The following is a 24,889-nucleotide window of genomic DNA, read 5'->3' on the forward strand; positions in this document are numbered from 1 at the left end:
GCGCTGTCAGGGGGCTTATGTGTCTTCAGTGTCAGGCGTGTCAGCCGAACGGCCGGCGGCGGTCGACCAGCCGGGACAGCCGGCCCCCGCCGCGCCAGGCCCGCGCCACCACGTCGGCGTCGTCGTCGGTGACCAGGTTGGCCATCACCCGCACCGCCACTCGCATCAACGTGCTCGAGCGCATCGCCAGCGGGCCGGTGGCCGGCAGGAACTTCGGGAACGTCAACAACAGCGCCAGCCGCCGGGCCACCGAGAACCCGCGGCCGTAGCGGGCGGCCAGCAGCTCCGGCCAGGCGTGGGTGAGGTCGCCGCCGTCCAACAGCTCGGCGGCCAGCCGCCCGGTCTCCAGCCCGTAGTCGATGCCCTCGCCGTTGAGCGGGTTGACGCAGGCCGCGGCGTCGCCGATCAGCATCCAGTTGGGCCCGGCCACCCCCGAAACCGCCCCGCCCATCGGCAACAGCGCACTGGCTGGCGCGCGCACCGGGCCCTCGAAGCCCCATTCGTCGCGGCGCAGGTCGGCGTAGTAGGACATCAGCGGGCGCAGCGCCACATCGGCGGGCCGCTTGGCGGTGGCCAGTGCGCCGACGCCGATGTTCACCTCGCCGTTGCCCAGCGGGAAGATCCAGCCGTAGCCCGGCAACACCGTGCCATCGGGGGAGCGCAGTTCCAGATGCGACGTCAGCCACGGCTCGTCGCTGCGCGGGGAGGCCAGATATCCGCGGGCGGCCACCCCGTACACCGTCTCCTGATGCCATTGACGGCCCAGCACCCGGCCCAGCGTGGAGCGGGCGCCGTCGGCGACGATCAGCTGCCGGCAGGTCACCTCGGTGCCGTCGGCCAGCACCACCGTACGCACCCGCCCGGCCGAGTCATGGTGGACGCCGACGGCCTTGACCCCCAACAACATCCGAGCGCCGGACTCCTCGGCGACCTTACGGATCCGCTCGTCGACTTCGGTGCGCGGTGCGGCACTGCCGGTCGACGGGAAAGACGGCCCGGGCCAGTCCACCTCGACCTCGCCGCCGAACCCGGACATCCGCAGTCCCCGGTGCCGGATGTGGCTGTCCAGCCACTCGCCGAGCCCCAACAACTCGAGCTGCTCGACGGCGCGCGGGGTCAGCCCATCGCCGCAGGGTTTGTCGCGTGGGAAGCTGGCCGTGTCGACCACGAGCACGTCGCGGCCCGCCCGGGCGGCCCAGGCGGCCGCTGCCGATCCGGCCGGTCCGGCGCCGACTACCACCACCTCGGCCACCATCTCAGCGCTGGACTTCACACTGACCAGTATGTTGGAGCCGTGAGGACACCGGCGAGTGTGGTGGCGGGGCTGGATTTCGGGGGCTTGGGCGACCCGGCGTTCGCGGGCAACGTCCGCGACGGGGTGGCGCGCATCGAAGAGCTGATGGACACCGAGTTGCGCGGCGGCGACGCGCTGATGACCGAAGCCGTCACCCACCTGTTCGACGCCGGGGGCAAGCGTTTCCGTCCGCTGTTCACCGTGCTCTCGGCCCAGCTCGGACCGGAGCCGGACGCCTGGCAGGTGACCGTGGCCGGCGCGGTGATCGAGCTGGTGCACCTGGCCACGCTGTATCACGACGACGTGATGGACGAGGCGCAGATCCGCCGCGGGGCGCCCAGCGCCAACGCGCGGTGGGGCAACAACATCGCGATCCTGGCCGGTGACTATCTGTTCGCGACGGCGTCGCGGCTGGTGTCACGGCTGGGTCCGGAGGCGGTGCGGATCATCGCCGAGACCTTCGCCCAGCTGGTGACCGGCCAGATGCGCGAGACCCGCGGCGCCGCCGAGGGGGCGGACGCGATCGAGCACTACCTCAAGGTGGTCTACGAGAAGACGGCCTGTCTGATCTCGGCATCGGGCCGGTTCGGGGCGACGTTCTCCGGCGCCGACGACGATCAGATCGAGCGGCTGGCCCGTCTCGGCGGCATCGTGGGCACCGCGTTCCAGATCTCCGACGACATCATCGACATCGATTCCGACCCCGACGAGTCCGGCAAGCTGCCCGGCACCGATCTGCGCGAAGGGGTGCACACCCTGCCGGTGCTCTACGCGCTGCAGGACAACGGCCCGGACGCCGAGCGGCTGCGTACGCTGCTGGCCGGCCCGGTCACCGAGGACGCGGTGCTGGCCGAGGCGTTGGCGCTGCTGCGCGCATCGCCGGGCATGGCGAGGGCCAAGGAGACGGTGGCCGACTACGCCGCGCAGGCGCGCGCCGAGCTGGCCGCGCTGCCCGACTGCGTCGGCCGTGCGGCGCTGGCCGGCCTGGTCGACTACACCGTCAACCGCCACGGCTGAGCACAGTGCGGAACCCGCGTTGTGCCCGCGGCGTTTAATGAGCAAGACCGAGGTTCTTCAAGGTCCTTTAAGGAGGAGTCGATGACCTGGCACCCGCATCAGAACACGGCGAAGACGTTCTTGCTGCTGCTCCTCATGTCGGGGCTGATCGTCCTGGTCGGTCGGGCCTTCGGACCCGGGATGATGTGGGTGGCGGTGTTGTTCGCCGTGGCGATGAACGCCTACACCTACTTCAACAGCGACAAGCTGGCGCTGAGGGCGATGCGCGCCCAGCCGGTCACCGAGGTCCAGGCGCCGGAGATCTACCGGATCGTGCGCGAGCTGGCCACCGCGGCGCATCAGCCGATGCCCCGGTTGTACGTCAGCGACACCAACGCCCCCAACGCATTTGCCACCGGCCGCAACCCGCGCCACGCCGCGGTGTGTTGCACCAGCGGAATCCTGCGGCTGCTCAACGAGCGCGAGCTGCGCGCGGTTTTGGGCCACGAGCTGTCCCACGTCTACAACCGCGACATCCTGATCTCCTGCGTGGCCGGTGCCCTGGCGTCGGTGATCACCGGGCTGGCCAACATGGCGATGTTCATGGGCAACCGCCGCGACGGCAACCCGTTGGCGATGCTGCTGGTCGCGTTGGTGGGGCCGCTGGCGGCCTCGGTGGTGCGGCTGGCCGTGTCGCGGTCGCGGGAGTATCAGGCCGACCAGTCCGGCGCTGTGCTCACCGGTGACCCGCTGGCGCTGGCGTCGGCGCTGCGCAAGATCTCCGACGGGGTGCAGGCCGCCCCGCTGCCGCCCGAGCCGGAATTGGCGAGCCAGTCGCACCTGATGATCGCCAACCCGTTCCGGGCGGGCGAGAAGGTCGGGCAGCTGTTCTCCACCCACCCGCCGATGGCCGACCGGATCCGCCGGCTGGAGGAGATGGCCCGGGGGTAGTTCTCCCCAGCCGCTGCCTTCGGGCCGTCCCTGCCGTCCCTGGCGTCCCACCGGTCACTTCCGCACCTTCGCCTGGGGATAGACGTCTTGTCGAATCGGATAGCGCATGCGCTACTGCCGGCCATGAACCACTACACGTACCGGGCCGAATGGTCGCGCGAGTACGACGAGTACGTCGGCCGCTGCATCGAAATGCCCTGGCTGACGCACTGGGCGCCGTCCATGCGGGAAGCCGTCGCCGGTGTCGAGGCGGCCGTCGACGAGGTGTTGGCCGAGCGGGAGGGGGAAGGTGTGCCCGAGCCGATCACCGAACGGAAGTTCAGTGGCACGTTCCTGGTCCGGACCTCACCGTCGCTGCACGCCCGGCTTGCCGTCGAGGCCGTCGACCAGAACGTGTCGATGAACCACTGGATCGTCCAGAAGCTCGCTGACCGCCCGCCGAGCGGTCTGCTGGACTGGTGATATCACCCGCGCTATCCGATTCGAACTCATCACACCCCTTCTCCGGAGGTGCGCAAGTGACTCCTGTGACGGGGACGGCAGTGGCTCTCGGCCAGAACCTCAGAACCCGGTGCCCTCCACCTCGTGCCCGGGCGCCTCGGCGATCAGCCCGCGGTAGGCCTGCTCGACGGTCGAGCCGTGGTTGATCACGCCGTCGACCTCGCGGGCGATCGGCATGTTCAGCCCGTACTGCGCAGCGAACTTCATGATCACGCTGGCGGCCCGCACCCCCTCGGCGACCTGGTTCATCGACGCGATGATCTCGTCGATCGGCTTGCCGGTGCCCAGCTGTTCGCCGACATACCGGTTGCGGCTGCGCTGGCTGGTGCAGGTGACGATCAGATCGCCCATGCCGGCCAAGCCGGCGAAGGTGTCGCGGGCCCCGCCCATCGCTTCGCCGAGCTTGGACATCTCCCGCACCGACCGTGCCATCACCATGGCCCGGGTGTTCTCGCCGATCCCCAGCGAGTAGCCCATCCCCACCGCGATCGCATAGACGTTCTTCAACGCCCCGGCCATCTCGACCCCGGTCACGTCGTCGCTGGTGTAGACCCGGAACCGCTTGGTGCGGAAGAGCAATGCCAGCTGGGCCGCCAGATGCTGATCGGGCATCGCCAGCACCGCCGCGGCCGCGTAGCCCTCGGCGATCTCGCGGGCGATGTTCGGCCCGGCCAGAATGCCCGCCGGATGCCCGGGCAGCACCTCGTCGACGATCTGCGACATCCGCATGTTGGTGCCCTGCTCCAAGCCCTTGACCAACGAGACCACCGGCACCCACGGTCGCAGCTCGCCCGCGAGCTCGGTCAGCACGCCGCGGAACCCGTGCGACGGCACCGCCATGACGACGACGTCGGCGCTGTGGGCGGCCTCGGCGAAATCGGTGGTGGCGCGTAAGGTCTCGGACAGCACGACCTCATTGCCGAGATAGCGGCTGTTGCGGTGGTTGTCGTTGATGTCGGCAGCGGTGGATTCCGAGCGCACCCACTGCAGCGTCGGCGCGCGCCGCGAACAGATGGACGCCACCGTGGTCCCGAACGATCCGCCGCCGAGCACGACGACCCTGGGTGTGCGAGTAGCAGCTGGCATGCAGCGAAGTTACCCCGGCCTAGCCGGCCAGCGGCACGCTTTCGCCGGCTCGCCCGAACACCATCGCCTCCTCGATCCGGTCGAAGCGGTAGTCCAGCGCGTCGGCGAAGTAGTTCTGCCGCACGTTCCAGGGCCGCTTGGTGCCCGATTTCGGCAGTGCGTGCAGCGCCCGCAGCACATAGCCGGCCTGAATATCCCAGGCCGGTTTCTCGGTGAGCGGCTCGTCTCCGCGATGCGGGTAAGCGTGGGTGTACCCGCGAGCCGCCATGTGCGCCATCAGTTTTGCGGTGGCCCGGGCCGTCATGTCGGCGCGCAGTGTCCAGGAGGCGTTGGTGTAGCCGACGCACCAGAACAGGTTGGGCACGCCTTCGAGCATGTGCGCCTTGTAGACGAAGCGGTCGGTCGGCTTGATCTCGTTGCCGTCCAGGCTGATCCGCGCCCCGCCGAGTGCTTGCAGCTGCAGGCCGGTGGCGGTCACGATGATGTCGGCATCCAGGTGCGCGCCGGACTGCAGCGTGATCCCGTCGGCGTCGAAATGGTCGATCCGGTCGGTGACCATCTCAACGCGCCCGGCGCTGATCTCGGCATACAGGTCGGCGTCGGGGATCAGGCACAGCCGCTGGTCCCACGGCTGATACGGCGGCTTGAAGTGGGTGTCGACGTCGTAACCCGGCGGCAGGTTCTGCACGGCCGTCCGGCGCAGCATCCACTTCAACACCGGCGGCGTCTTGCGGGCCAGGAACCACACCAGGCCCTCGAACAGGGCCATGGTGAACCGGATGATCGGGTGAGCCGCCTTGCGCGGCAACAGTTTCGCGACGGCGTCGACGAAACGACTGTATTTGGACGCCGAGATCAAATACGTGGGGGTGCGTTGCAGCAGGGTCACGTGGCCGGCGCGCTCGGCCAGCGCCGGGACCAGTGACATCGCCGTGGCGCCGCTACCGATCACCACCATCTTCTTGCCCGTGTAGTCCAGGTCCTCGGGCCAGTGCTGGGGGTGCACCACCGTGCCGGTGAACGACTGCACGCCCGGGAAGTCCGGCGTGTAGCCGTCGTCGTAGTTGTAGTAACCGGACCCGAAGAACACGAACCGGCCGCGGTACACCCGTTGCGTCCCGCCCTGGTCGGCCGTCACCGTCCAGGTGTCGGTCGACGAATCCCAGTCGGCGGCGACGACGTGGCTGTTGAACCGGATGTGGGAGTCGATGCCGTACTTGCGCGCGGCGTCGGTCAAGTACCCGCGGATCTCGTCACCGTCGGCCACCCGTGCGCGCCCCGTCCACGGCTCATACGGCAGGCACAGCGTGAAGATGCTGCTGTCCGAGCGCACACCCGGGTAGCGGAACAGGTCCCAGGTGCCGCCGATGCGCTCACGCCGCTCCAGGATGACGTAGCGGGTGCCGGGGTTGCGTTCGCTGATGCGGTAGGCCGCGCCGATACCGGAGATGCCCGCTCCGATGATCACGACGTCGACGACATCTTCGGTGGTCACGCCCCCCAGCCTAGGCACCGCCCGGCTCGGCGGGCCAGGGTTTGCGCTACCGGTAGTTGACGAACTGCAGCGCCACGTCGAGGTCGGCGCCCTTGAGCAGCGAGATGACGGCCTGCAGGTCGTCGCGCTTCTTCGACGACACCCGGATCTCGTCACCTTGGACCTGGGTCTTGACGCCCTTGGGTCCCTCGTCGCGGATCAGCTTGTTGATCTTCTTGGCGTGCTCGCCGTCGATGCCCTGCTTGAGGCTGCCGCTGACCTTGTAGGTCTTGCCGGAGGCCTGCGGCTCACCGGCGTCGAACGCCTTCATCGAGATGTCCCGGCGGATCAGCTTCTCCTTGAACACGTCGACGGCGGCCTTGACGCGCTCCTCGGTGGAGCTGACCAGCTCGATGGTCTCCTCGCCCTTCCAGGCGATGGTGGTGTCGGTGCCGCGGAAGTCGAACCGGGTGGCCAGCTCCTTGGCGGCCTGGTTCAAGGCGTTGTCGACCTCCTGGCGGTCGACCTTGCTGACGATGTCGAACGATGAGTCGGCCACGAGACGTCCTTTCTCCATGCCATTCGGCAGGTGCTGGCCCGTTTGTGTTCGGGGTACATCTTCGTTGTAGTCTGCTAGGCGCGATACGGCAGGTTGCCCGAGCGGCCAATGGGAGCGGACTGTAAATCCGTCGGCGCAAGCCTACGCAGGTTCGAATCCTGCACCTGCCACCCCGGTCAGGCCCCTTTTCGGAGGGGCCTGATTGCGTTTAGAGCTCGTCGGAGAAGTCGGCGCTCAACCAGCGGTCGGGCCGGATGGTGAACAGCACGCTGGAGGCGCCGTCCATCTTCGCGGCGAATGCCCGACCGCCCTCCTCGCCGAGATAGCGGATGGCGATGGCTTCCCGGGGTTCCAGCGGCGCCGGGTTGGCCGTCTCCACGACGGTGCCCTCAACGACCACGTACTGATAGGGCAGATCTTCGCGCTGCACCACCAGGGTTACCGCCCCGGCCTGCTCGATGAGCTTGGCCTTGCGGCTGCCGGCGCCGGTGTTGACCAGGATGTCGCCGCCGGGGGTGTAGTCGTACCAGATCGGGACGCTGGCCGGGGGCCGGCCGTTGGTGGCGTCGACGGACAGCACCGCGACATGCTTGTCGGCCAGGAATTGCTGACGTTCGGTTTCGGTCAAGGGTCTCGGCATGCCGACACCAACAGCGGCGGTCTCGGGGCTATTCCGCCAGGAGTCAGTCCCAGCTCGCCGCACCACACCGGGCACCGATTTAACGGAAATCTAGGGTCTAAAGTCCTCTAGCGGTTCAACCCTGGTAAGGCTAACCTTCGTCGCATGACGCTTCCGATGCCCGACCGCAAAACCGCTGATCTCCCCGGCCACTGGTTGTTCGCGCGGCTCGGCAAACGGGTGCTGCGGCCCGGCGGTCTCGGGTTGACCCACCGGATGCTCGCCGATGCGCAACTGTCCGGTGCCGACGTCGTCGAACTGGCGCCCGGTATGGGGCGCACCGCAAAAGAGATCCTGGCGCGCACGCCCGGCACCTACACCGGCGTCGAGGCCGACCCGAACGCCGCCAGCGTGGTCCGGTCGGTGGTCGGCGACAAGGGCAAGGTCGTCACCGGTGAGGCGTCGGAGACCGGCCTGGACGCCGCCAGCGCCGACGTCGTCATCGGTGAGGCGATGCTGACCATGCAGACCAACGCGCACAAGTCCGAGATCATGCGCGAAGCCTTCCGGGTGCTGCGCCCGGGTGGTCGCTACGCCATCCACGAAATGGTGCTGCAGCCCGTCGACGTGCCGGAGGCCGTCAAGGACGAGGTCCGCACCGCGCTGGCCCGCTCCATCAAGGTCAACGCCCGCCCGCTGACCGCCGCGGAATGGGCGGAGCTGCTCACCGAGGCCGGCTTTGAGGTGGAGAAGATCTCCTATGCGCCGATGGCGCTGCTCGAACCGCACCGGCTGATCGCCGACGAGGGCCTGTTCGGGGCGGCGCGCTTCGTGTTCAACGTGCTGCGCGACGCCGACGCGCGGACCCGGGTGCTCAACATGCGCGCGACGTTCCGCCGGCACCGCAACAACATGGCCGCCATCGAGGTGATCGCCGCCAAACCGGCCGCCTGACCCACTTGCGATGATGGACGGGTGACAACCCGCGACCGTGACGACGCCGGCCGCCCCCGCAACGCCCGCCCGCGGGATCGGCTGGGCCGGCCGCTGCCGCGCGGCAGCAAGGGTGGGGTCGAAGGCGTTCCCGACGATCTCGACCTGCCGCCGGCGCAGACGCTGGCCTACGCGCAGCTGTTGCTCGACGACGGTCTGGCGTTCAACGCCCACGAGGTGCTCGAAGCCGCCTGGAAGCACCGGCCCGACGCCGAACGTGATCTGTGGCAGGGCCTGGCGCAGCTGGCCGTCGGGGTCACCCACGTGCAGCGCGGCAACGTCGTCGGCGCGGTCAGCCTGCTGCGCCGCGGCGCCGAGCACCTGGCGGCGGTGCCCACCCCGGCGCCCTACGGGATCGATCTCGCCGGCCTGTTGGGGTTCGCCACCACCCTCGCCGATGATCTGGCGGCCGGCGTCGAGATCGCCCCGCAGCGGCTGCATCCGCGGCTGGTCGCGTGAGCCACCCGACGCGCTGGACGCTCGCCGACGGCCGCGACCTGTTGTTCTTCTCGCTGCCCGGCCACACCCCGGCGCCGGTGCCGGACCGCCGGCCGCTGCCACCACGCGACTCCCAACCTTCTGATCTGCGGTTCGACCGCACCACCGGCCAGTGGGTGATCATCGCCGCGCAGCGCCAGGACCGCACCTATCACCCGCCCGCCGAGGCGTGTCCGCTGTGTCCCGGACCGACCGGGCTGACCAGCGAGGTGCCCGCGCCCGACTACGACGTGGTGGTCTTTGAGAACCGCTTCCCCAGCCTGGCCGGGACGGGGCCGAGTCTTGCGACGCCGGCGCACAGTGCCGGAATCGGCGCCGACTTTGTGTCCAAGCCCGGCATCGGCCGCTGCGAGGTGATCTGCTTCTCGGCCGATCACACCGGTTCGTTCGCCGACCTGCCGGCCGCACACGCCCGGCTGGTGGTGCAGGCCTGGCGGCACCGCACCGCCGACCTGTTGGCGCAGCCCGGCGTTGAGCAGGTGTTCTGCTTCGAGAACCGCGGCGAAGAGATCGGGGTGACGCTGGCCCACCCGCACGGCCAGATCTACGGCTATCCGTATCTGACCCCGCGCACCGCCACGATGCTGGATCAGGCCCGCGGTCATCGAAACAACCACGGCAGCAATCTGTTCGCCGATCTGCTGGCCGCCGAATTGGCTGACGGTGCCCGGGTGGTGGCGCGCACCGAGCTGTTCACCGCGTTCGTGCCGTTCGCGGCGCGCTGGCCGGTGGAGGTGCATCTGTATCCGAATCGGCGGGTGCACAACCTGACCGAGCTGACCGAGGCGGAGCTGGACGACTTCGCGGTGCTCTACCGAAATCTGTTGGGCCGCTTCGACCGCATTTATGACGCGCCGCTGCCCTATATGGCCGCCCTGCACCAATACCGCATCGATGGGGCGCAGAGCGAGGGGTATTTCCACGTCGAGTTGATGTCGATTCGGCGCAGTGCCACCAAGCTGAAATATCTGGCGGCCTCGGAGTCGGCGATGGACGCGTTCATCGCCGACGTCACCCCCGAGTCCGTCGCGGCCAGGCTGCGTGAGCTGTGATCACCTACTCCGCGCCGGGCCGGGTCAACCTGATCGGCGAGCACACCGACTACAACGGGGGTTTCGCGCTGCCGATCGCGCTGCCGCAGCGCACTACGGTCACCTTCACCCCAGCCGAGGTCGACATCCTCACCGTGCGGTCCGATCGCGCCGACGCCGCCGTGCGTATCCCGCTGGACACCGCGCCCGGCGGGGTCACCGGCTGGGCCGCCTATGTCGCCGGGGTGGTCTGGGCATTGCGCGGCAACGGTTTCCCGGTGCCGGGAGGCACCATGTCGATCAGCAGCGACGTACCGATCGGCTCGGGTCTGTCGTCGTCGGCGGCCCTGGAATGCGCGGTACTCGGTGCGCTGGCGTCCGGGGCACAGCTCAACCGGTTTGAGCAGGCCCGTCTCGGGCAGCGCGCCGAGAACGACTACGTCGGCGCCCCAACGGGTTTGCTCGACCAGCTCTCGTCGCTGTTCGGGGAGGTTGGCACCGCGCTGCTGATCGACTTCCGTGATGTGGCGGTGCACCCGGTGCCGTTTGACCCCGATGCCTGCGGGGTGGCGCTGCTGTTGTTCGACTCCGGTCAGCGCCACGGCCACGTCGACGGGGAGTACGCCGCGCGGCGAGCATCTTGCGAGCGGGCCGCCGCCGCACTGGGCGTGGCATCGTTGCGCGAGGTGCAGCACCGCGGCGTCGAGGTGCTCGACGCCATCGGCGACCCGGTCGATGTGCGCCGGGCCCGCCACGTGCTGACCGAGAACGACCGGGTGCTGGATTTCGTTGCGGCGCTCTCGGATTCAGATTTCGTCGCCGCCGGGCGGCTGCTCACCGCGTCGCACGCCTCGATGCGCGACGACTTCGAGATCACCACCGCGCATCTCGATCTGATCGTCGATGCTGCACTGGCCGCCGGGGCGTTGGGTGCCCGGATGACCGGCGGCGGCTTCGGCGGGTGCGTGATCGCGCTGGTGCCGGCCGAGCTGACGCTGAAAGTCGGCGACGCGGTGCGCGCTGCGGTGATCGGGGCAGGCTACGCCGAGCCGGAGGTCAGCCGGGTGTATGCGGCCGCGGGTGCGGGCGGCGCCTAGATCATCTCGTTCTCGGTGAGCCAACGCATCACCGGCCAGCCGACGAACACCGGCAGCCAGCAGGTCAACACCCGATACAGCAGCACCGACGGGACCGCCAGCGCGGCGGGGACACCGAACGCGGCCAAGCCACCGATCAGGGCGGCCTCCACCGCGCCGACCCCGCCGGGCGTCGGGGCGGCCGAGGCCAGTGTGCCGCCGACCATCGTCACCACCGTCACGGTGACGAACGAGGTGTTGCCGCCGAAGGCCTCCACGCTGGCCCACAGGGCCAGTGCCGCACCGAGAGTGGTGCCGGCCGCGCCCAGCACGATCAATGCCAGCCGTTTGGGTTCGCGGGCCAGCTCCACCAGGTCGCCGGTGACCTCGGTGAGCCGGGGGCGCAGCGCCGTCGTCAACCACCGGCGCAGGTTGGGTACCAGCAAGAAGATGCCCGCCACGCCCAGCGCCACACCGGCGATCAGATACAGCATGGTGGCACTGGGCACGAAATGCGACAGATCCGCTCGGGCGCCCGCGGCGGTGGTGAAGACGATCAGCAGGATCACGTGCACGATCACCTGCACCGACTGCTGCAACGCGACCGCCGCGGTGGCCCGCAGTGTGCTCAGCCCGCCCTTGACCAAAAACCGGGTGCTCAACGCCAATCCGCCCACACCGGCCGGGGTGGTGGTGGCGGCGAACGTGTTGGCCACCTGCATGATCGCCAGATTGCGGAAGCTCACCAAGCCGTTGACGCAGGCCCACAAGGCACCGGCGGCACCGACATAGGTCAGCGACGACACGATCAGCCCCAGCAACGCCCACGACCAGTTCGCGTGCCGCAGTTGGGAAAAGAACGTCGGCACTTGGCTGATGAACGGATAGGCGACGTAGACCAGTCCGACCAGCAGCACCAACTGGATGAGCTGGCTGCGGGTGAACCGGGTGATGGTCTTGGTGTGGATCTCGTCGGTGTTGGTCTGCCGCTTGACCTCTTCGCGGGCGGCCGCGATCACTGCGCCGACGTCGGGCACCGCCTTGCGGAGCCGCGACGGCACCGCCGATTTGGTGAGGCGGCGGGAGGCGGCCAACACCGCGGTGCGGCCGAAATGCTCGATGGCCGCGGCCACCGCCGCCGACGCGTCGTACAACGAGGACGTCGTCACCAGCAACTGGGCGATATCGGACTGCAGCTGGGTGTCGGTGGCGCCGTACTCGGCGTTGCCGAACCCGCCGAACAGCACCCGGTCGCCGTCGACCGTCATCTCCTTGGCGCGCAGATCGCCGTGGGAGATCTGCTGGTCATGCAGCCGCCGCAACGCCTCCCACGGTTTGCCCACCGGCGTGCTGGCGGCGCATTCGGCGATCGGCACGCCGCGCGGCGGGGTGTGCGCGTACAGCGTCCAGCCCCGGTCCAGTGAGGCCACCGCGACGGTGTCGGTGTTGGCGACGCCGGACTCGGCGATGGCGATCGCCATCAGCGCGCGATGCTCGACGGCGCGGTGCAGCGAGGCGTGCAGCGGCGCCGTCTCGGTGGTGCGCAGCCGCAGTTTGCGCCAGAGCTGACGCAGTGCGCCGCCGCTGCGCTGGTTCGGTCCGTACAGCTCGATGATCGCCGGGTGTCTGCCGACGGTGGACAGCACCAGCGGGCCGCGGCCGGCTGGGCGGACCACGGTGAGCTCGGTGATGGTGCAGCCGCGGCGGGCCAGGGTGCGCACGGTGCCGTCCAGCGGCACCTCCAGGGCGGGGGTGCCGACGATCAGGATCACCAGGGCGCCGACGAACCAGCCGACGGCCAGGCCGAGCAGCGAGCGAGCCGGCACAATGGCGCTGACCACCAGATGGATCGGCACGAACGCCAACAGCAGCGCCCACCACCAACGGCGCCAGCGGGCCGGTAGCCACGGCCCGGAGACGGTGAGCATCGCGGCCAGCATGGCGATCCACCGCGGGTCGTCGAGGAACTGGGCCAGCGTGGTGGCCAGCCGTTCGGACAGGTCGAAGTGCCAGCGCGGCGCGGCCAATCCGTTACTGCGGATCGACAGCGACGCCACCGCGAGCAGCCCGGCGACCGCGTAGGCGCCGAGCAGTTTCCATTGCCGGGAGACCACCAGGCCGATCAGGATTGCAAACGGCAGCACCACGATCGCGATGCCGTAGGCCAGGTAGACCTGGTTGGCGTGGGTGGGGGAGAGCACCCCGACGATCTGGGAGACCGAGCGTTCCAGCGATACCCACTCGTAGCGGGTGACCAGGGAGCTGGTGATGACGGTCGCGAGGAACAGGGTCGCCAGCGCCAGACGCAGGATGTCGTTGGTGCGTCGGGTCAGCGGCTGCAGCAGGTTGCCGGTGACGGCGACCTCGCGTCCCTCAACTCGCATGATCACTTTCGGTTCATCTGGTGCCGTCGATTGCGGCTCGCCACAACTTAACCGGTGAGCTGGGGTGCGGGGCTAATTTGCTGCGCGCCCGGTCGCCGCGTCACCGGGTCTGAGTCCCGTCTGCCACAGCTGTCACCGGTGGACGGGGGTGTGGTGTGTGCCCGGCTTGTAGCGACAAATCGGGTCGCGTTGACCCGCCTGATGCCATGCCGCCGGGCGGTACCCGACATAACGTCAGTTGTCGCGCAAAGGCGGGCGCAACCCCGTATCCCCGAGGCCGGGTCAGAGCGGGTAGTGGACCCCGGTCATCTGCTCCGATTCCTCCCACAGCCGACGCCACAGCCGCTGGTCGCGCGACAGCTTGCTCGACGGGCACGCCCCGACCGGGCCGCGGGCCTGGTTGAGCTTGGTCGGCCCCCAGTAGGTGTCCGGGTCGGCGTCGGGGACGGTGGCGGCCAGCACGATCGATTCGGCGGCCCGCTCGGGGGCCTGGCCGATCAGCGCCAGGCTGTACTTGGTGACCAGACCGGGCAGCGTCTTGTCGTTGTCGAACAGCTCGGTGTCCGACACACCCGGGTGCACGGCGTAGGAGCGCAGCGGCGAGCCGGCGGCGATCAGCCGGCGCTGCAGTTCGCGGGCGAACATCAGGTTGGCCAGCTTGGACTGGGCGTAGGCCAGGTTGCGCTGATAGAAGCGGTGGGAGTAGTTGAGGTCGTCGATCCAGAATTTCGGGGTCTGCTTGTGCGCGATGCTCGACACCGTCACCACCCGGTCGCCGATCCGGTCCAGCAGCAGGCCGGTCAGCGCGAAGTGGCCGAGGTGGTTGACGCCGAACTGCATCTCGAAGCCGTCGACGGTGCGGCGCATCGGGATGTTCATGATCCCGGCGTTGTTGACCAGCACATCGAAGCTGCCCTGCTGGGCGGCGAAGTCGCGCACCGAGGCCAGGCTGCCCAGGTCCAGCGCCGCCACCGTGACGTCGCCGGTGATGCCGTCGGCGATCTGCTGGGCCTTGGCGGTGTTGCGGCAGGCCATCACCACGGTGGCGCCCTTGGCGGCCAGGGTGCGGGTGACGACCTCGCCCAGTCCGCCGTTGGCGCCGGTCACCACGAAGGTGCGGCCGTGCTGGTCGGGTGTGTCGGCGAGTCGGAAAGCCATGGCAGTCACGTTACGCGACCCTCAGGTGCGGCCTTCGGTGGTCAGCACCACGCCCCGATGGGTGATCACCTGCGTCTGGTCGTTGGGCCGGACTCCGCTCACGGCCTCCAGGTAGCCGCACCGCAGCGTGACCCGGATTCCGCCGGGTAGCCCCGGGATCACAAAGCGCACCGACCGGCCGGGCGCCTCGTGCAGCACCGCCACCGGGGGATAGCGCAGCATGGTGCGCAGGTCGTGGTCGCTGCAGCCCTCGAAGAGTTGTGCGGTGCGGAGGAGACCGTCGATTGCCCACTCCAGGTTGGCATCGAGGCGACGGATCCGCTCGGCCGACAGCGGCGACTGCGGCGGGGCCAGTTGGGAACTCAGCGCCGGCGGGTGCCCGGCGTCGTCGGCGATGTCGCTTGCCGTGAATCCCCGGGCGTCGCGCAGAGAGCGCAGTGCGCCGCGATCAAGCAGCGCCGCAATGGTTTTCGCCGGTGCACCGTGGCGGGCAGCCTGGTGTAACGGGGTAAGCCACTCCGGACCACCTGGCCGCCCCTGGTTGACGCTGAGCGCCGGTGTGGCATCTAACAGATCGAACAGCGCCGGCCAGTCGCCGGCTTCGGCCGCATCGGCCAGTCGATGCCCGGCCGTGATGGCATCCTTCGGCAAAAGCGAAGGTTCCAGCACGCCGGGCCAATCTAGGGGTGGTTCGTCCATATCGGTGAACTTAGCGACGGCTGCCGACAAAGCCCGTCGGCGACGTCGAGCGGCCCGACGCTGTCGGTGGTCGCCGATACCCTGACGCAGGCGAAAGGGGATTGCCATGGACTTTACTGCTGCACAGCGTGATCGAGCCTGCGGGGCACTGCTGGGCACCGCCGCCGGGGATGCCCTGGGCGCTGGCTACGAATTCGATCCCCCGCGCGGTCCGGGCGAGCCGGTCGGCATGATCGGCGGCGGGCTCGGCCCGTTTCGGCCCGGTGAGTGGACCGATGACACCGCCATGGCCATTGCGATCGCCGAGGTCGCCGCCACCGGCGCCGACCTGCGCGACGAGGCGGCGCTGGATGTCGTGGTCCGGCGCTGGCATGAGTGGTCGACGACCGCCAAAGACGTCGGCGTGCAGACCCGCTCGGTGCTCTCGGCGGCGGCGCGGCGCGGCATCGGTGCACGAAGCGCGTGGCAGGAGTCCGTGGCGCTGCACGAGCACACCGGCCGCAGCGCCGGCAACGGCTCGCTGATGCGTACCGCGCCGGTGGCGTTGGCCTACCTCGATGACGAGGCCGGGCTGGTCGCCGCCGCCCGCGCAGTCAGCGAGCTCACCCACTACGACCCCGATGCCGGGGATGCGTGCGTGCTGTGGTGCACCGCGATCCGCCACGGCGTGCTGACCGGGCAGCTCGATGTGCGGATCGGGTTGGGGCACCTCGGCGCCGAGCCTCGATCGCTGTGGAGCGAGCGTCTCGACGAGGCGGAAAACACTGACCCGAGCACTTTTTCATCCAACAACGGGTGGGTGGTCGCCGCCTTGCAGGGCGCGTGGTCGGCGATCACCGGGACCGCGGTTCCCGAGGAGGATCCCGCCGCCGGAGTGTGTCGCGCCGATCAGCTGCGGCTGGCGTTGGAGGCCGCGGTGCGCGGCGGCGGCGACACCGACACGGTCGCCGCGATCGCCGGCGGGCTACTCGGCGCGGTTTACGGGGCGTCGGCGGTGCCGGCGCAGTGGCGGCTGCTGCTCGGCGGCTGGCCGGGCCTGCGGGCGCGCGGCCTGATCCAGCTGGTGGACCGGATCCTGGCCAAGGGCGCACCCGATGGGTTCGACGACAGCCATCGCGGCTTTCCGTAGACCCGAAGGCAGGGCGCCGGCGGCGATGAAGCATTGGCGGATCTGTCTGCGGCGCTGCGGGATTCGTCACCAGTTGGCTACTTCCGGCAGGTGCTGCGGCGGTTGGCGCCGGGGCAGCGATGAGCGCCGAAAAGGGATGGATCGAGGAGCCGCAACCTCCGCGAGAGTATTACCCGGGCGAAGAGTACAAGCATTACGGAATGGCTGGATGCCCACTGCCATCGTCCTACTACCGGGCGCACAACACTCGTGACCGTCGTGCTGTCGAAGAACGCCGCCGCCGGTCGGAGCGGACTCCCGAATTCCCCGAGGAGGCTTCGTGACTTGGGCTGCCTCCCGACAATGGGGCACTCCCCTCCTCGTACGATCCCTTCTCATGCACGCGCTGTTCCCGGCCGGCGGTCTGCCGCTCATGCCGTAGCCCCCGCCCCGCGGACCAACCGTGGGCTCGGCGGGGGCTACCCTGCCCGAGGAGACCGTTGTGTCCCGCACCGATGCCCACAGCCCCTACCGCGTCCGCCTCGCCCGCCGTGAAGTCCGCGTTTGCGCTGTACATGCCTGCGGTGGTTTCGACTGCGATCTGCCTGCGCCCGATCCCGGCTGGTCGATCGGCCGTATCGGGCGCTGCTACCGGGAATTCGTCTACACCGGAACGAACGTGTGCAGCTGCTGGATGTGCCACTGCCATCACCGCCCGGAGCGCCGCCGCTCCGCGGTGCGCACCGAGTTGCGTGCCGTCGCCCGCGAGTGGAACGCCGGGGAACGGGAGGAGTGAGCGGCTACCCCCGGGTAGCCGGCCGGCAGAACTTGTCGGTGGCCGCCGATACATTCCTTTCACCAGCACTTCCCCACGGGGGCTTGACAAATCGGGAGGTATCGATGCCGCACTCCACACCCGTCATTCTGCTCGGAGACCGTGACACCGCGGCCCACCGCGGCGACCTGGCCACCGACGCCGGCGAGCGGGGCTACACCATCGTCGACACCTTCGGATTCGACGACGGGGCGGCCGCCCGCGCACACGACCTGACCCAGGTCGAGGCCGTCGTCGACGCACTGAGCCGCGCCATCGCCGGCCGGATCGACATCTGGGTGCCATTTCCGGGCCCGGACTTCCTGCGCGAGCAGCACTTGCGACGGCTCAGCCTGGTGCTGCAGCGCCACGGCCTGAACCTGCTGGTTTACCGGGAGCTTTTCCGGGTGCCCACCGACGGCGGAATCAGCGAGATCGACCAGGCGCTGCGGCTGGAGGTCCAGGCCGTCGACGAGCTCGACCGTGCGGCGCTGGCGGCGGCCGGGGTCACGAGTCTGAGCCGTGAGATCGAGCTGGCGCTGGCCAAGACCGCTGCCACACCGGCGGTGCGGAGACTGCCGGATCGCGGTACTACAGCGGCACACTCGCTGCCCCCGGTGCTGCCGCCACCGTCGGTGCCGTGGCCGCAGCGCAAGCGGCTGCTCAAGTCCTACGCGAGCTGGCTGGTGTACGGCTGCGGTGTCACCCAGGCGGCCACCGCGCGGGTGCTGAACTCGGCGGGGCAGCGCACTCCGACCGGCCGGCACTGGAAGCCGGCTACCGTGTCGAAGCTGCTCACCGGCAAGTACGACGATCCGGGCCGCGCCGGTGACTTCAGGCCAGATGCAGTAGCTGGGTGACCACGAACGTCGGGATGACGGTCAGGGCGACCGTCAGGGGAGTGGCGAGAAGGCCGATGAGGATTCCTCGGCCAACTTCGCCTTGTTCCCCTGGCATTTCGCGCAGGAACAGTCCCGCCGACCCCAATATGACTGTTGCCACGCCGAAGAAGAACAGCTCGATGATCCAATAGGGAAACCACGCCCACGTCGCAGTCTCGACGACCGCGATGGTCACCACCGCGGCGACGAAGCCGTACGGGCCATAGCGGGCCGAGCGCTGCGAGCTCTGCGGAGTTGTCATCGCACCGCGGCATCCGACGGCAACATCAGGAACAGTGCGTAGGTGGTCGCGCCGATCAAGACCGCCAACCCCGACCCCACAAGACTGAACCCGAAAGCCCGGCGGCGCACCGACGCCGACGGCGTCAGCGCTACGCCGATCGCCGCCGACACTGCGGTCGTGATAGCCGTGGCGATCAAGACGACCGCTCGGAAACCCAGATCCGGGCCCAGCAGCCGGTCCGTCAGCAGCGAGGTGACGACGGCCAGCAGCGCCAAGGTCGGCTGGATGGCGACCGGTATCAGCCAGGTGGCGCGGCGCCACACGTCGAGGTCGCTCTCGCTCCTCTTGGTGGTCATGGCAGCGCTCCGTTGCTCTTGTTGAACGGTGACGATGTCGGTACCGACGGCGGCGAATACCTCGGCCCGAAATCGGTTGCTGCTTCGGTGTCGAACTGGTCGAAGACGAAACTACCCAGCCCGACCTCGTGATGGAAGGGCAGATTGAACAGCGGCCCGGTGCTCCCTCCCGACCGCGCGGGGTCGATCAATACCGTCCGAGCGCCGCCGTTGGGCAGGTCTTGGTAGACCTCCAACGAGGGGTAATCGGTGCGCGTGCCGTCGACGTGCACGCCGCCCGAGCCCGGGGCGAAGACCAAGTCGCCGTTGACGCTCAACCGGTGGTCGTTGAGAGGTCCGGTTCGGTCGGTGGTGAAGCTGGGGACGAGTGGGTTGCCGGCATCGTATTTGATCCGTACCGACCCGTCGGGAGCTTGCATGACGCTGCCTTGTGGCGCACCGCATTTCACCCGCACCGAGGAGCCATCGGGGCGGAGTTCGACCGACGGGTTCTGGCGCATCACGACGATGCCGTTGTCGAAGTCGATATAGGTGGTGACCTTGGTGTCCTCGGGATCGAAGCGCGCGTCGGGGCGTCTGCCGTTACCGGCGTCGCGTGAGCTCCGGCCACCTCTGACCCAGGGTTGCTCAATCCACTGCGACGCCCGCACCACTCCCTGCCCGGGCACCGGCTCGATCCGGGCCACGCGGACCTCGGACTCCACACCCTGGAACTTCGGGTCGTAGGTGTGCGAGTCCAGTGCCGCGGCTGTCGTCCAGTCGGAGGTCGACACCGGATCGCGGCCAAAGACCTCGCGGAAGGCGTCGATCTGATTCTGCCGACGCTCGTCGCCGGAGGCGGGGGACCGTTTGACGGTGTGGTCGACGGCCTGGATCTCCGGTCGGTGCGGTTTGTCGACTGCATACCCACCGCCGAGTGATCGCAGCAGGGCTGCCTTCTGCGCGCTGTCGGCGGCGGCGTCGGTGATTACGGTGAGAATGTCGCGGGTCTTGGCGGTCAGGAACCGCTGGAACTGGCGGGCGCCCGCCGGGGTGTCCAACGCCAGCGCACGCTGGTCGGCCAGGACACCGCGGATCTCGGCCTCGATGGCGTCCAACCGCTTTCGGCCGGCCAGCGCCATCCGGTAGGCGTCGTGCAGCGTCGCCGCAAAGGCCCGGTCGGTGGCCACGGAGGTATGCAGGCGCCGCACCAGCACGGCCTCTCGGGCGCGCGCCGCGTCGGCGTGGGCGCCGGTCTCCGCTGGCATATTCGGGAGGTTAACGCAGCGGCGCCCGCGCGGGTATTCACCCCGTGGCGCTCAGTCCTTGACGATTTCCGACATCACACATACCAACTCACCGGGTACAGATGTGGCGCATGGGACGGTGAAGGCCGTCGTCGGACCGCCAATTGCGGCCACGACAGCACCAGCCGCGAAACCCGTAGGCTGGCGGATATGCCGCTCCCGGACCTGACCGCCGACTTCGCCCGCGACTTTCCGGAGCTCTCGGTGCGCTGGCAGGCCGAGACCCCACCGCAGCCGCAGCTGCTGGTGCTCAACGAGGCGCTCGCCAGCGACCTGGGCCTGGACCCGCAGTGGCTACGCGGCCCGGACGGTCTCGGTCTGCTGACCGGGACGACGGTTCCCGACGGCGCGACTCCGGTGGCGCAGGCCTACGCCGGACACCAGTTCGGCAACTATGTCCCCCTGCTCGGCGACGGCCGGGCCCTGTTGCTCGGCGAACTCACCGACCGCAACGGCCACCAGCGCGACCTGACCCTCAAGGGTTCCGGGCGCACGTCGTTCGCCCGGGGTGGTGACGGGCTGGCGGTGGTCGGCCCGATGCTGCGCGAGTACCTGATCAGCGAGGCCATGCACGCCCTGGGCATCCCCACCACCCGCTCGCTGGCGGTGGTGGCCACCGGCCGGCAGGTGCAGCGCGAGGGACTGCTGCCCGGCGCGGTGCTGGCCCGGGTCGCGGCCAGCCACCTGCGGGTGGGCACGTTTCAGCTCGTCGCCCAGCAGGCCCGCGCCACCGGCGATCTCACCCTGCTGCGCCGGCTGGCCGATCACGCCATCGCACGGCATCACCCGGCCGCCGCGCAGGCCGAAAACCCTTACATCGCATTGTTTGCCGCAGTGGCCGAGGCCCAGGCGTCGCTGGTGGCGCAGTGGATGCTGGTCGGCTTCGTGCACGGCGTGATGAACACCGACAACACCACGATCTCCGGGGAGACGATCGACTACGGGCCGTGTGCGTTCATGGAGGCCTACGACCCGGCCACCGTGTTCAGCTCCATCGACCATGCCGGGCGCTACGCCTACGGCAACCAACCCCTGGTCATGCAATGGAATCTGGCCCGGTTCGCCGAGACCCTGTTGCCGCTGTTCGACGACGACGAAGACCAGGCCCTCAACGTAGCGGTGGAGATCCTGGAAGGGTTCATGCCGCGCTATCACGGATTCTGGTCGGCTGGGATGCTGGCCAAGTTCGGGCTGTCCAAGAGTATGGAGGCCGCCGGCGTGATCGATCAGGCGCTGGCGCTGATGAGCGAGCACGCCGTCGACTACACCTCGTTCTTCCGGGCGCTGAGCGCCGCGGGTCGCGGTGAAGAGTCGTTGCCGGGCAACGTCTTTGGTGACTGGCTGACCCGCTGGCGGGCGTTGGGCCCCAACGTCGAGGCGATGGACCGGGTCAATCCGATCTACATTCCGCGCAACCACCTGGTGGAGCAGGCGCTGACCGTGGCGATGCGCGGGGATCTTGCCCCGGTGCAGCAGCTGTTGGAGGTGCTCGCCGAGCCGTGCCGGGAGCGCGACGGCCTTCAGGACTATGCCGCGCCGGCGCCACCGGAGTTCGGTGGGTATCGGACGTTCTGCGGGACGTGACGGCGCTCAGCCTGGATTGACCGCGGTGACCACCCAGGTGCGGCCCGGGAACCTCACCACACCGTCGACACGGTGACGGCGCAGCTCGTCACGCAGCTCCTCGATGACCGCGGCCCAGCCGTCCGTGCCGAGTCGGTCCGGCAGCTCGGCGCGGGCCTGGCGGCCGGTGGAATTGGACAGGATCAGGCTCAGGCGCTCCTCGACGCCGTCGCTGCCGTCGATGCCGAAGTCGCAGATCCCGTCGAAGGCCGTCACCGTGACGTCGCTCCAGCCGGCGCCGGCCAGAATGGCGCGCACCCGCTCGGCGTTGCCGAAGGCCAGCGGACCAGGCGCGTCGGGATCGGGTTTGGCGGGTGGTGTTTCAAGCCGATCGGCCAGGATGTCGACGCCCGCGGTGAACATCGGGTTGTCGCCTTCCCGCCAGCACACGAACGCCAGCCGGGCGCCCGGCGCCGCTGCGTCGCGGATGTTGGCGAACGCAGCCACCGGGTCGTCGAAGAACATCACCCCGAACCGCGAGACGACCCGGTCGAAGGCCTCGCCGGTGGCCGGCCGCAGGGCGAGGGTCTGGGCGTCACCGAGCGACACCGTGGCCGTCGGCACCCGACGGCGTGCGGCCTGCACCATCGGCTCGGAGATGTCGACGCCGAACGGGATCGCTCCGAGCGCCGCCGCACGCTGCAGCAGCGTCCCTGAGCCACAACCGATGTCGAGCACCCGCGCACCGGCGCCGATATCGGCGGCCTGCAGCACCGCGTCAGCGAACGGCGCCAGTACCGCATCGAAGATCGCCGCGTTGTCCACCCAGTCGATGCCCTGCGCAGCCCACGCCTGCTGCTGTTCCTCGTTCGCCATGACGGTCAGCGTAGGCGCCGCCGGTGGCGGCGATCTCACCCCGGTGGAAACGCTGGTGCGGGTGCCTGGCGGGGCCAACGATGCCGCCCCGTCGAACTGCTTTCCCGGATCTCGAACCGGCGGGCCAGCCACGCCAGCGGCGCGGGTGCCCACCAGTTCCACCGGCCCATCACATGCATGAACGCCGGGACCAACACCATCCGAACCAGGGTGGCATCCACCAACACCGCCAGCGTCAGGCCCAGGCCGAGCATCCGCATGAACGACACCTGCGCAGCGATCAACGCGGCGAACGAGATCGACATCACCAGTGCCGCGGCGGTGATCACCCGCGCGGTCCGGGCCACGCCCAGCGACACGCTCTCGTCGTTGTCGGCGCGAGTACGCCCCGACGCCAGCCAGTACTCCCGGATGCGGGACACCAGGAACACCTCGTAGTCCATCGACAGCCCGAACGCGATGCAGAACAGCAACACCGGCATGTTGGCCACCAACGTCCCGGTGGGCGTTGTCCCCAATGCCCACAGATGCCCGTCCTGAAATATCCAGACCAGCGCACCGAACGCGGCAACCAGCGACAACACATTGAGGATCAGGGCCTTGACCGGCAGCACCACGCTGCCGGTGAGCAGGAACAGCAGCGTGAACATGATCGCCGCGATCAGGCCCAGCACCACCGGCAGCCGGTCGGTGATCGCGCGCACGCTGTCGCGGTTGATCTGCGCCAACCCGGCCAGCTGCACCGGCCGGTCGCCCGGCGCGGGCACCCGGTGCAGGTTGTCGAGCTGGGTGTCAGAGCGCTGCGAGAACAGCGGCGCGGTGCTGGCGACCGTCAAAAACGCGGTGTCCGGGTCGATTCCGGTGGCCGCAGCGGGTTCACCGACCCGGACACCACCGACAAAGGTGCCGGTCGGAGCCGACACCGACGAGACGTCGGGCACCCGGGACAGCGCCGCGGCGTAGCGGCTGAGCTCGTCGGCCGGCACGCCGTGCAGGTCGGGAACGACGATCGGCACCGCCCGGTCGGAGTCGTCGGCGAACTCATGGCGTAGCGCGTCACCGACCTGATGCGCCGACGCCGACCGCGGCAGCACCCGGTCATCGGGGTAACCCCATTTCACCGCGAGGAACGGCAACCCGACCGCCACCAGGACCGTCACCACCGTTAGGCCGATCGGCACCGCGCGTCGTGTCACGAATTTCGTTGACCGGTACCAGAACCCCAGCTTGACCGGGTGCACGGGCGGCGCAGGCCGGCGCAACAGCCGGCGGGCGGGCCGGCGCACGTCGAGTGCGTCCAGGCGCGGGCCCAGCATCGCGATCGCCGCCGGGGTCACCACGATCGCCGCGAGCGCCACGAAGGTCACCGTCGCCACCCCGGCGTAGGCGAACGACTTCAGAAAGTACATCGGAAACAGCACCATGACCGCCATCGACAGCGCGACCGTGCATGCCGAGAACAGCACGGTGCGACCGGCGGTGGTCATGGTCGCGATCAGAGCCCGATCCGGGCTAACACCGTCGGCCAGCTCATCGCGGTAGCGACTGATGATCAGCAGTGTGTAGTCGATCGCCAGCGCCAGGCCCATCGCGGTGCTGAGGTTCAGGGCGAAGATCGAGACGTCGGTGACCAGCGTGGTCAACCGCATCACTGCCATCGCCCCGACGATCGCCAGCCCACCCAGCGCTATCGGCAGCGCCGCGGCCAGCAGGCCGCCGAACACCCACACCAGCACTGCGAAACTCAGCGGGATCGCGATCGACTCCATCAGCAGCAGGTCGTGTTCGTTTTGGTGGTTGATCTGCGCGTACACCATCGCGCCGCCGCCGGCGCGCACCGTGACCCCGTCGCGGTCGTGGGCGAGCTGATCGGCCAGGATGCGGGCATATTTCTGGGCGTCGTTCTCGCCGCCTTTGAGGTTGGCCACGATCAGCCCGGAAGCACCGTCGGTGCTGAGCAGCCGGGAGGTGGCCGACGCCGGCCCGGCCCACGGCGAGGTGACGTTGTAGACGAACGGCGAGCGTTGCAGCTGCTCGGCGATTTCGGTGCCGACCGTGCGGGCGGGTTCGGTGGTGGCGCCACCGGGTGCACTGACCTGGAGCAGCAGCTGCTGGTCGCTTTGGCCGAACCGGTCGGTCAAGGTCCGGGTGGCCTGGGCCGACTCGGAGGTGGGGTCTTGGAAGCCGCCCGCGGACAGCTTGTCGGCCACCGGGATGCCGAAGACCGCGGCGGCGATCAGCACCACGGCGGCCCCGGCGAGGACGCGTCGCGGAACGGCGAGGGCCAGCAGTGCGATCCGGTGCAGCACGTCAGCAACCTTCCGCCGAAATGGTCGACGAGAGGTGCCGCTGGCACCCCCACCGAACAGTGACACGAATCGGGGGCCGGTACGGTTCACCGCTCAAACCCGGCACCGGACGCGCGCAGCCGCCGGATGGCCG

Annotated in this window: 24 protein-coding genes and 1 tRNA gene; 12 read left to right on the plus strand and 13 right to left on the minus strand. The window is 69.3% G+C overall.

All coding sequences use genetic code 11. The features are described 5' to 3' along the window. Nucleotides 1-40 precede the first annotated feature (40 nt). Complete coding sequence (menJ, locus tag AC5Y4Q_RS10380) at nucleotides 41-1,255, minus strand: menaquinone reductase MenJ (protein WP_125225434.1); 1,215 nt, start codon at nucleotides 1,253-1,255, stop codon at nucleotides 41-43. A gap of 39 nt (nucleotides 1,256-1,294) precedes the next feature. Here menJ and grcC1 point away from each other — a divergent pair, with 39 nt between their 5' ends. The 3 genes from grcC1 to AC5Y4Q_RS10395 all read left to right on the plus strand — a co-directional run bounded on the left by grcC1 (nucleotide 1,295) and on the right by AC5Y4Q_RS10395 (nucleotide 3,703). After that, a complete protein-coding gene (grcC1, locus tag AC5Y4Q_RS10385; RefSeq protein ID WP_185746664.1) occupies nucleotides 1,295-2,311 on the plus strand; it encodes a nonaprenyl/(2E,6E)-farnesyl/geranylgeranyl diphosphat synthase in 1,017 nt (338 codons plus the stop codon). Nucleotides 2,312-2,392: 81 nt separating this feature from the next. Next, nucleotides 2,393-3,241, plus strand: a complete 849-nt coding sequence (gene htpX / locus AC5Y4Q_RS10390; RefSeq protein ID WP_064921698.1) for a zinc metalloprotease HtpX — start codon at nucleotides 2,393-2,395, stop codon at nucleotides 3,239-3,241. Between the two features lie 123 nt (nucleotides 3,242-3,364). Next, nucleotides 3,365-3,703 carry a type II toxin-antitoxin system HicB family antitoxin gene (locus AC5Y4Q_RS10395; protein WP_125225416.1) on the plus strand — a complete coding sequence of 113 codons (339 nt, stop codon included), beginning with the start codon at nucleotides 3,365-3,367 and terminating at the stop codon, nucleotides 3,701-3,703. A gap of 99 nt (nucleotides 3,704-3,802) precedes the next feature. Here AC5Y4Q_RS10395 and AC5Y4Q_RS10400 read toward each other — a convergent pair whose 3' ends face one another. The 3 genes from AC5Y4Q_RS10400 to AC5Y4Q_RS10410 are packed head-to-tail and all read right to left on the minus strand — an operon-like array spanning nucleotide 3,803 to nucleotide 6,861. Next, nucleotides 3,803-4,828, minus strand: coding sequence for an NAD(P)H-dependent glycerol-3-phosphate dehydrogenase (locus AC5Y4Q_RS10400; RefSeq protein WP_064921700.1), 1,026 nt, complete (start codon nucleotides 4,826-4,828; stop codon nucleotides 3,803-3,805). A 19-nt stretch (nucleotides 4,829-4,847) separates the two neighbouring features. After that, nucleotides 4,848-6,332, minus strand: coding sequence for a flavin-containing monooxygenase (locus tag AC5Y4Q_RS10405; RefSeq protein WP_125225436.1), 1,485 nt, complete (start codon nucleotides 6,330-6,332; stop codon nucleotides 4,848-4,850). A gap of 37 nt (nucleotides 6,333-6,369) precedes the next feature. Beyond that, the gene (locus tag AC5Y4Q_RS10410; protein WP_064921701.1) at nucleotides 6,370-6,861 is read right to left on the minus strand and encodes a YajQ family cyclic di-GMP-binding protein; all 492 of its coding nucleotides are present in this window, start codon (nucleotides 6,859-6,861) and stop codon (nucleotides 6,370-6,372) included. 87 nt (nucleotides 6,862-6,948) lie between these two features. Between AC5Y4Q_RS10410 and AC5Y4Q_RS10415 the strand changes: the two genes are divergently transcribed. Then, nucleotides 6,949-7,031, plus strand: a tRNA-Tyr gene (locus AC5Y4Q_RS10415). A 38-nt stretch (nucleotides 7,032-7,069) separates the two neighbouring features. Here the strand turns inward: AC5Y4Q_RS10415 and AC5Y4Q_RS10420 are convergent. Next, nucleotides 7,070-7,501 carry a pyridoxamine 5'-phosphate oxidase family protein gene (locus tag AC5Y4Q_RS10420; RefSeq protein ID WP_064921702.1) on the minus strand — a complete coding sequence of 144 codons (432 nt, stop codon included), beginning with the start codon at nucleotides 7,499-7,501 and terminating at the stop codon, nucleotides 7,070-7,072. A 144-nt stretch (nucleotides 7,502-7,645) separates the two neighbouring features. Between AC5Y4Q_RS10420 and AC5Y4Q_RS10425 the strand changes: the two genes are divergently transcribed. From AC5Y4Q_RS10425 to AC5Y4Q_RS10440, 4 genes are read left to right on the plus strand one after another with little or no spacing between them, the layout of a single operon-like run. Continuing rightward, nucleotides 7,646-8,434 (plus strand): class I SAM-dependent methyltransferase, encoded by a 789-nt coding sequence (locus AC5Y4Q_RS10425; RefSeq protein WP_125225417.1) that lies wholly within the window; start codon nucleotides 7,646-7,648, stop codon nucleotides 8,432-8,434. Nucleotides 8,435-8,455: 21 nt separating this feature from the next. Continuing rightward, nucleotides 8,456-8,932, plus strand: a complete 477-nt coding sequence (locus tag AC5Y4Q_RS10430; RefSeq protein ID WP_499958873.1) for a DUF309 domain-containing protein — start codon at nucleotides 8,456-8,458, stop codon at nucleotides 8,930-8,932. Next, nucleotides 8,929-10,023 carry a galactose-1-phosphate uridylyltransferase gene (gene galT / locus AC5Y4Q_RS10435; protein WP_499958875.1) on the plus strand — a complete coding sequence of 365 codons (1,095 nt, stop codon included), beginning with the start codon at nucleotides 8,929-8,931 and terminating at the stop codon, nucleotides 10,021-10,023. Before AC5Y4Q_RS10430 ends, galT begins: the two co-directional genes overlap by 4 nt. After that, nucleotides 10,020-11,099 (plus strand): galactokinase, encoded by a 1,080-nt coding sequence (locus AC5Y4Q_RS10440; RefSeq protein WP_499958877.1) that lies wholly within the window; start codon nucleotides 10,020-10,022, stop codon nucleotides 11,097-11,099. The genes galT and AC5Y4Q_RS10440 overlap by 4 nt, the downstream gene beginning before the upstream one ends. Here AC5Y4Q_RS10440 and AC5Y4Q_RS10445 read toward each other — a convergent pair. The 3 genes from AC5Y4Q_RS10445 to AC5Y4Q_RS10455 all read right to left on the minus strand — a co-directional run bounded on the left by AC5Y4Q_RS10445 (nucleotide 11,096) and on the right by AC5Y4Q_RS10455 (nucleotide 15,319). Then, on the minus strand, nucleotides 11,096-13,462 hold the full coding sequence (locus tag AC5Y4Q_RS10445) for a lysylphosphatidylglycerol synthase transmembrane domain-containing protein (RefSeq protein WP_125225420.1): 2,367 nt from the start codon (nucleotides 13,460-13,462) through the stop codon (nucleotides 11,096-11,098). The genes AC5Y4Q_RS10440 and AC5Y4Q_RS10445 overlap by 4 nt on opposite strands. 282 nt (nucleotides 13,463-13,744) lie before the next feature. Then, nucleotides 13,745-14,620, minus strand: coding sequence for an oxidoreductase (locus AC5Y4Q_RS10450; protein WP_499958879.1), 876 nt, complete (start codon nucleotides 14,618-14,620; stop codon nucleotides 13,745-13,747). Between the two features lie 21 nt (nucleotides 14,621-14,641). Then, nucleotides 14,642-15,319 carry an ankyrin repeat domain-containing protein gene (locus AC5Y4Q_RS10455; RefSeq protein ID WP_499958881.1) on the minus strand — a complete coding sequence of 226 codons (678 nt, stop codon included), beginning with the start codon at nucleotides 15,317-15,319 and terminating at the stop codon, nucleotides 14,642-14,644. Nucleotides 15,320-15,425: 106 nt separating this feature from the next. On the opposite strand from AC5Y4Q_RS10455, the gene AC5Y4Q_RS10460 reads away from it, so the two are divergent. The 3 genes from AC5Y4Q_RS10460 (at nucleotide 15,426) to AC5Y4Q_RS10470 (ending at nucleotide 18,101) form a co-directional block, all read left to right on the plus strand. Continuing rightward, entirely contained in the window at nucleotides 15,426-16,448 is a 1,023-nt protein-coding gene (locus tag AC5Y4Q_RS10460) for an ADP-ribosylglycohydrolase family protein (protein WP_499958883.1), read from the plus strand. A gap of 481 nt (nucleotides 16,449-16,929) precedes the next feature. After that, a complete protein-coding gene (locus tag AC5Y4Q_RS10465) occupies nucleotides 16,930-17,223 on the plus strand; it encodes a hypothetical protein (protein ID WP_499958885.1) in 294 nt (97 codons plus the stop codon). Nucleotides 17,224-17,327: 104 nt separating this feature from the next. Then, nucleotides 17,328-18,101 (plus strand): hypothetical protein, encoded by a 774-nt coding sequence (locus tag AC5Y4Q_RS10470; RefSeq protein ID WP_125225425.1) that lies wholly within the window; start codon nucleotides 17,328-17,330, stop codon nucleotides 18,099-18,101. Here AC5Y4Q_RS10470 and AC5Y4Q_RS10475 read toward each other — a convergent pair. The 3 genes from AC5Y4Q_RS10475 to AC5Y4Q_RS10485 are packed head-to-tail and all read right to left on the minus strand — an operon-like array spanning nucleotide 18,076 to nucleotide 19,969. Beyond that, nucleotides 18,076-18,384, minus strand: a complete 309-nt coding sequence (locus AC5Y4Q_RS10475; protein ID WP_064921711.1) for a hypothetical protein — start codon at nucleotides 18,382-18,384, stop codon at nucleotides 18,076-18,078. The two genes, AC5Y4Q_RS10470 and AC5Y4Q_RS10475, sit on opposite strands and share 26 nt — an antisense overlap. Further along, nucleotides 18,381-18,722 carry a hypothetical protein gene (locus AC5Y4Q_RS10480; protein WP_064921712.1) on the minus strand — a complete coding sequence of 114 codons (342 nt, stop codon included), beginning with the start codon at nucleotides 18,720-18,722 and terminating at the stop codon, nucleotides 18,381-18,383. Before AC5Y4Q_RS10480 ends, AC5Y4Q_RS10475 begins: the two co-directional genes overlap by 4 nt. Then, complete coding sequence (locus tag AC5Y4Q_RS10485; protein ID WP_125225426.1) at nucleotides 18,719-19,969, minus strand: DUF4226 domain-containing protein; 1,251 nt, start codon at nucleotides 19,967-19,969, stop codon at nucleotides 18,719-18,721. The genes AC5Y4Q_RS10480 and AC5Y4Q_RS10485 overlap by 4 nt, the downstream gene beginning before the upstream one ends. A 189-nt stretch (nucleotides 19,970-20,158) precedes the next feature. On the opposite strand from AC5Y4Q_RS10485, the gene AC5Y4Q_RS10490 reads away from it, so the two are divergent. Further along, nucleotides 20,159-21,592, plus strand: a complete 1,434-nt coding sequence (locus AC5Y4Q_RS10490; protein WP_125225427.1) for a protein adenylyltransferase SelO — start codon at nucleotides 20,159-20,161, stop codon at nucleotides 21,590-21,592. Nucleotides 21,593-21,598: 6 nt separating this feature from the next. On the opposite strand, the gene AC5Y4Q_RS10495 is transcribed toward AC5Y4Q_RS10490, so the two are convergent. Together AC5Y4Q_RS10495 and AC5Y4Q_RS10500 are read right to left on the minus strand one after the other, a co-directional pair. Then, entirely contained in the window at nucleotides 21,599-22,447 is an 849-nt protein-coding gene (locus AC5Y4Q_RS10495) for a class I SAM-dependent methyltransferase (protein WP_125225428.1), read from the minus strand. A 35-nt stretch (nucleotides 22,448-22,482) separates the two neighbouring features. Next, nucleotides 22,483-24,756: an MMPL family transporter gene (locus AC5Y4Q_RS10500; RefSeq protein ID WP_125225429.1), complete on the minus strand. Its 2,274-nt coding sequence runs from the start codon at nucleotides 24,754-24,756 to the stop codon at nucleotides 22,483-22,485. Nucleotides 24,757-24,889 lie beyond the last annotated feature (133 nt).

Source organism: Mycobacterium sp. NGS16, assembly GCF_059813225.1.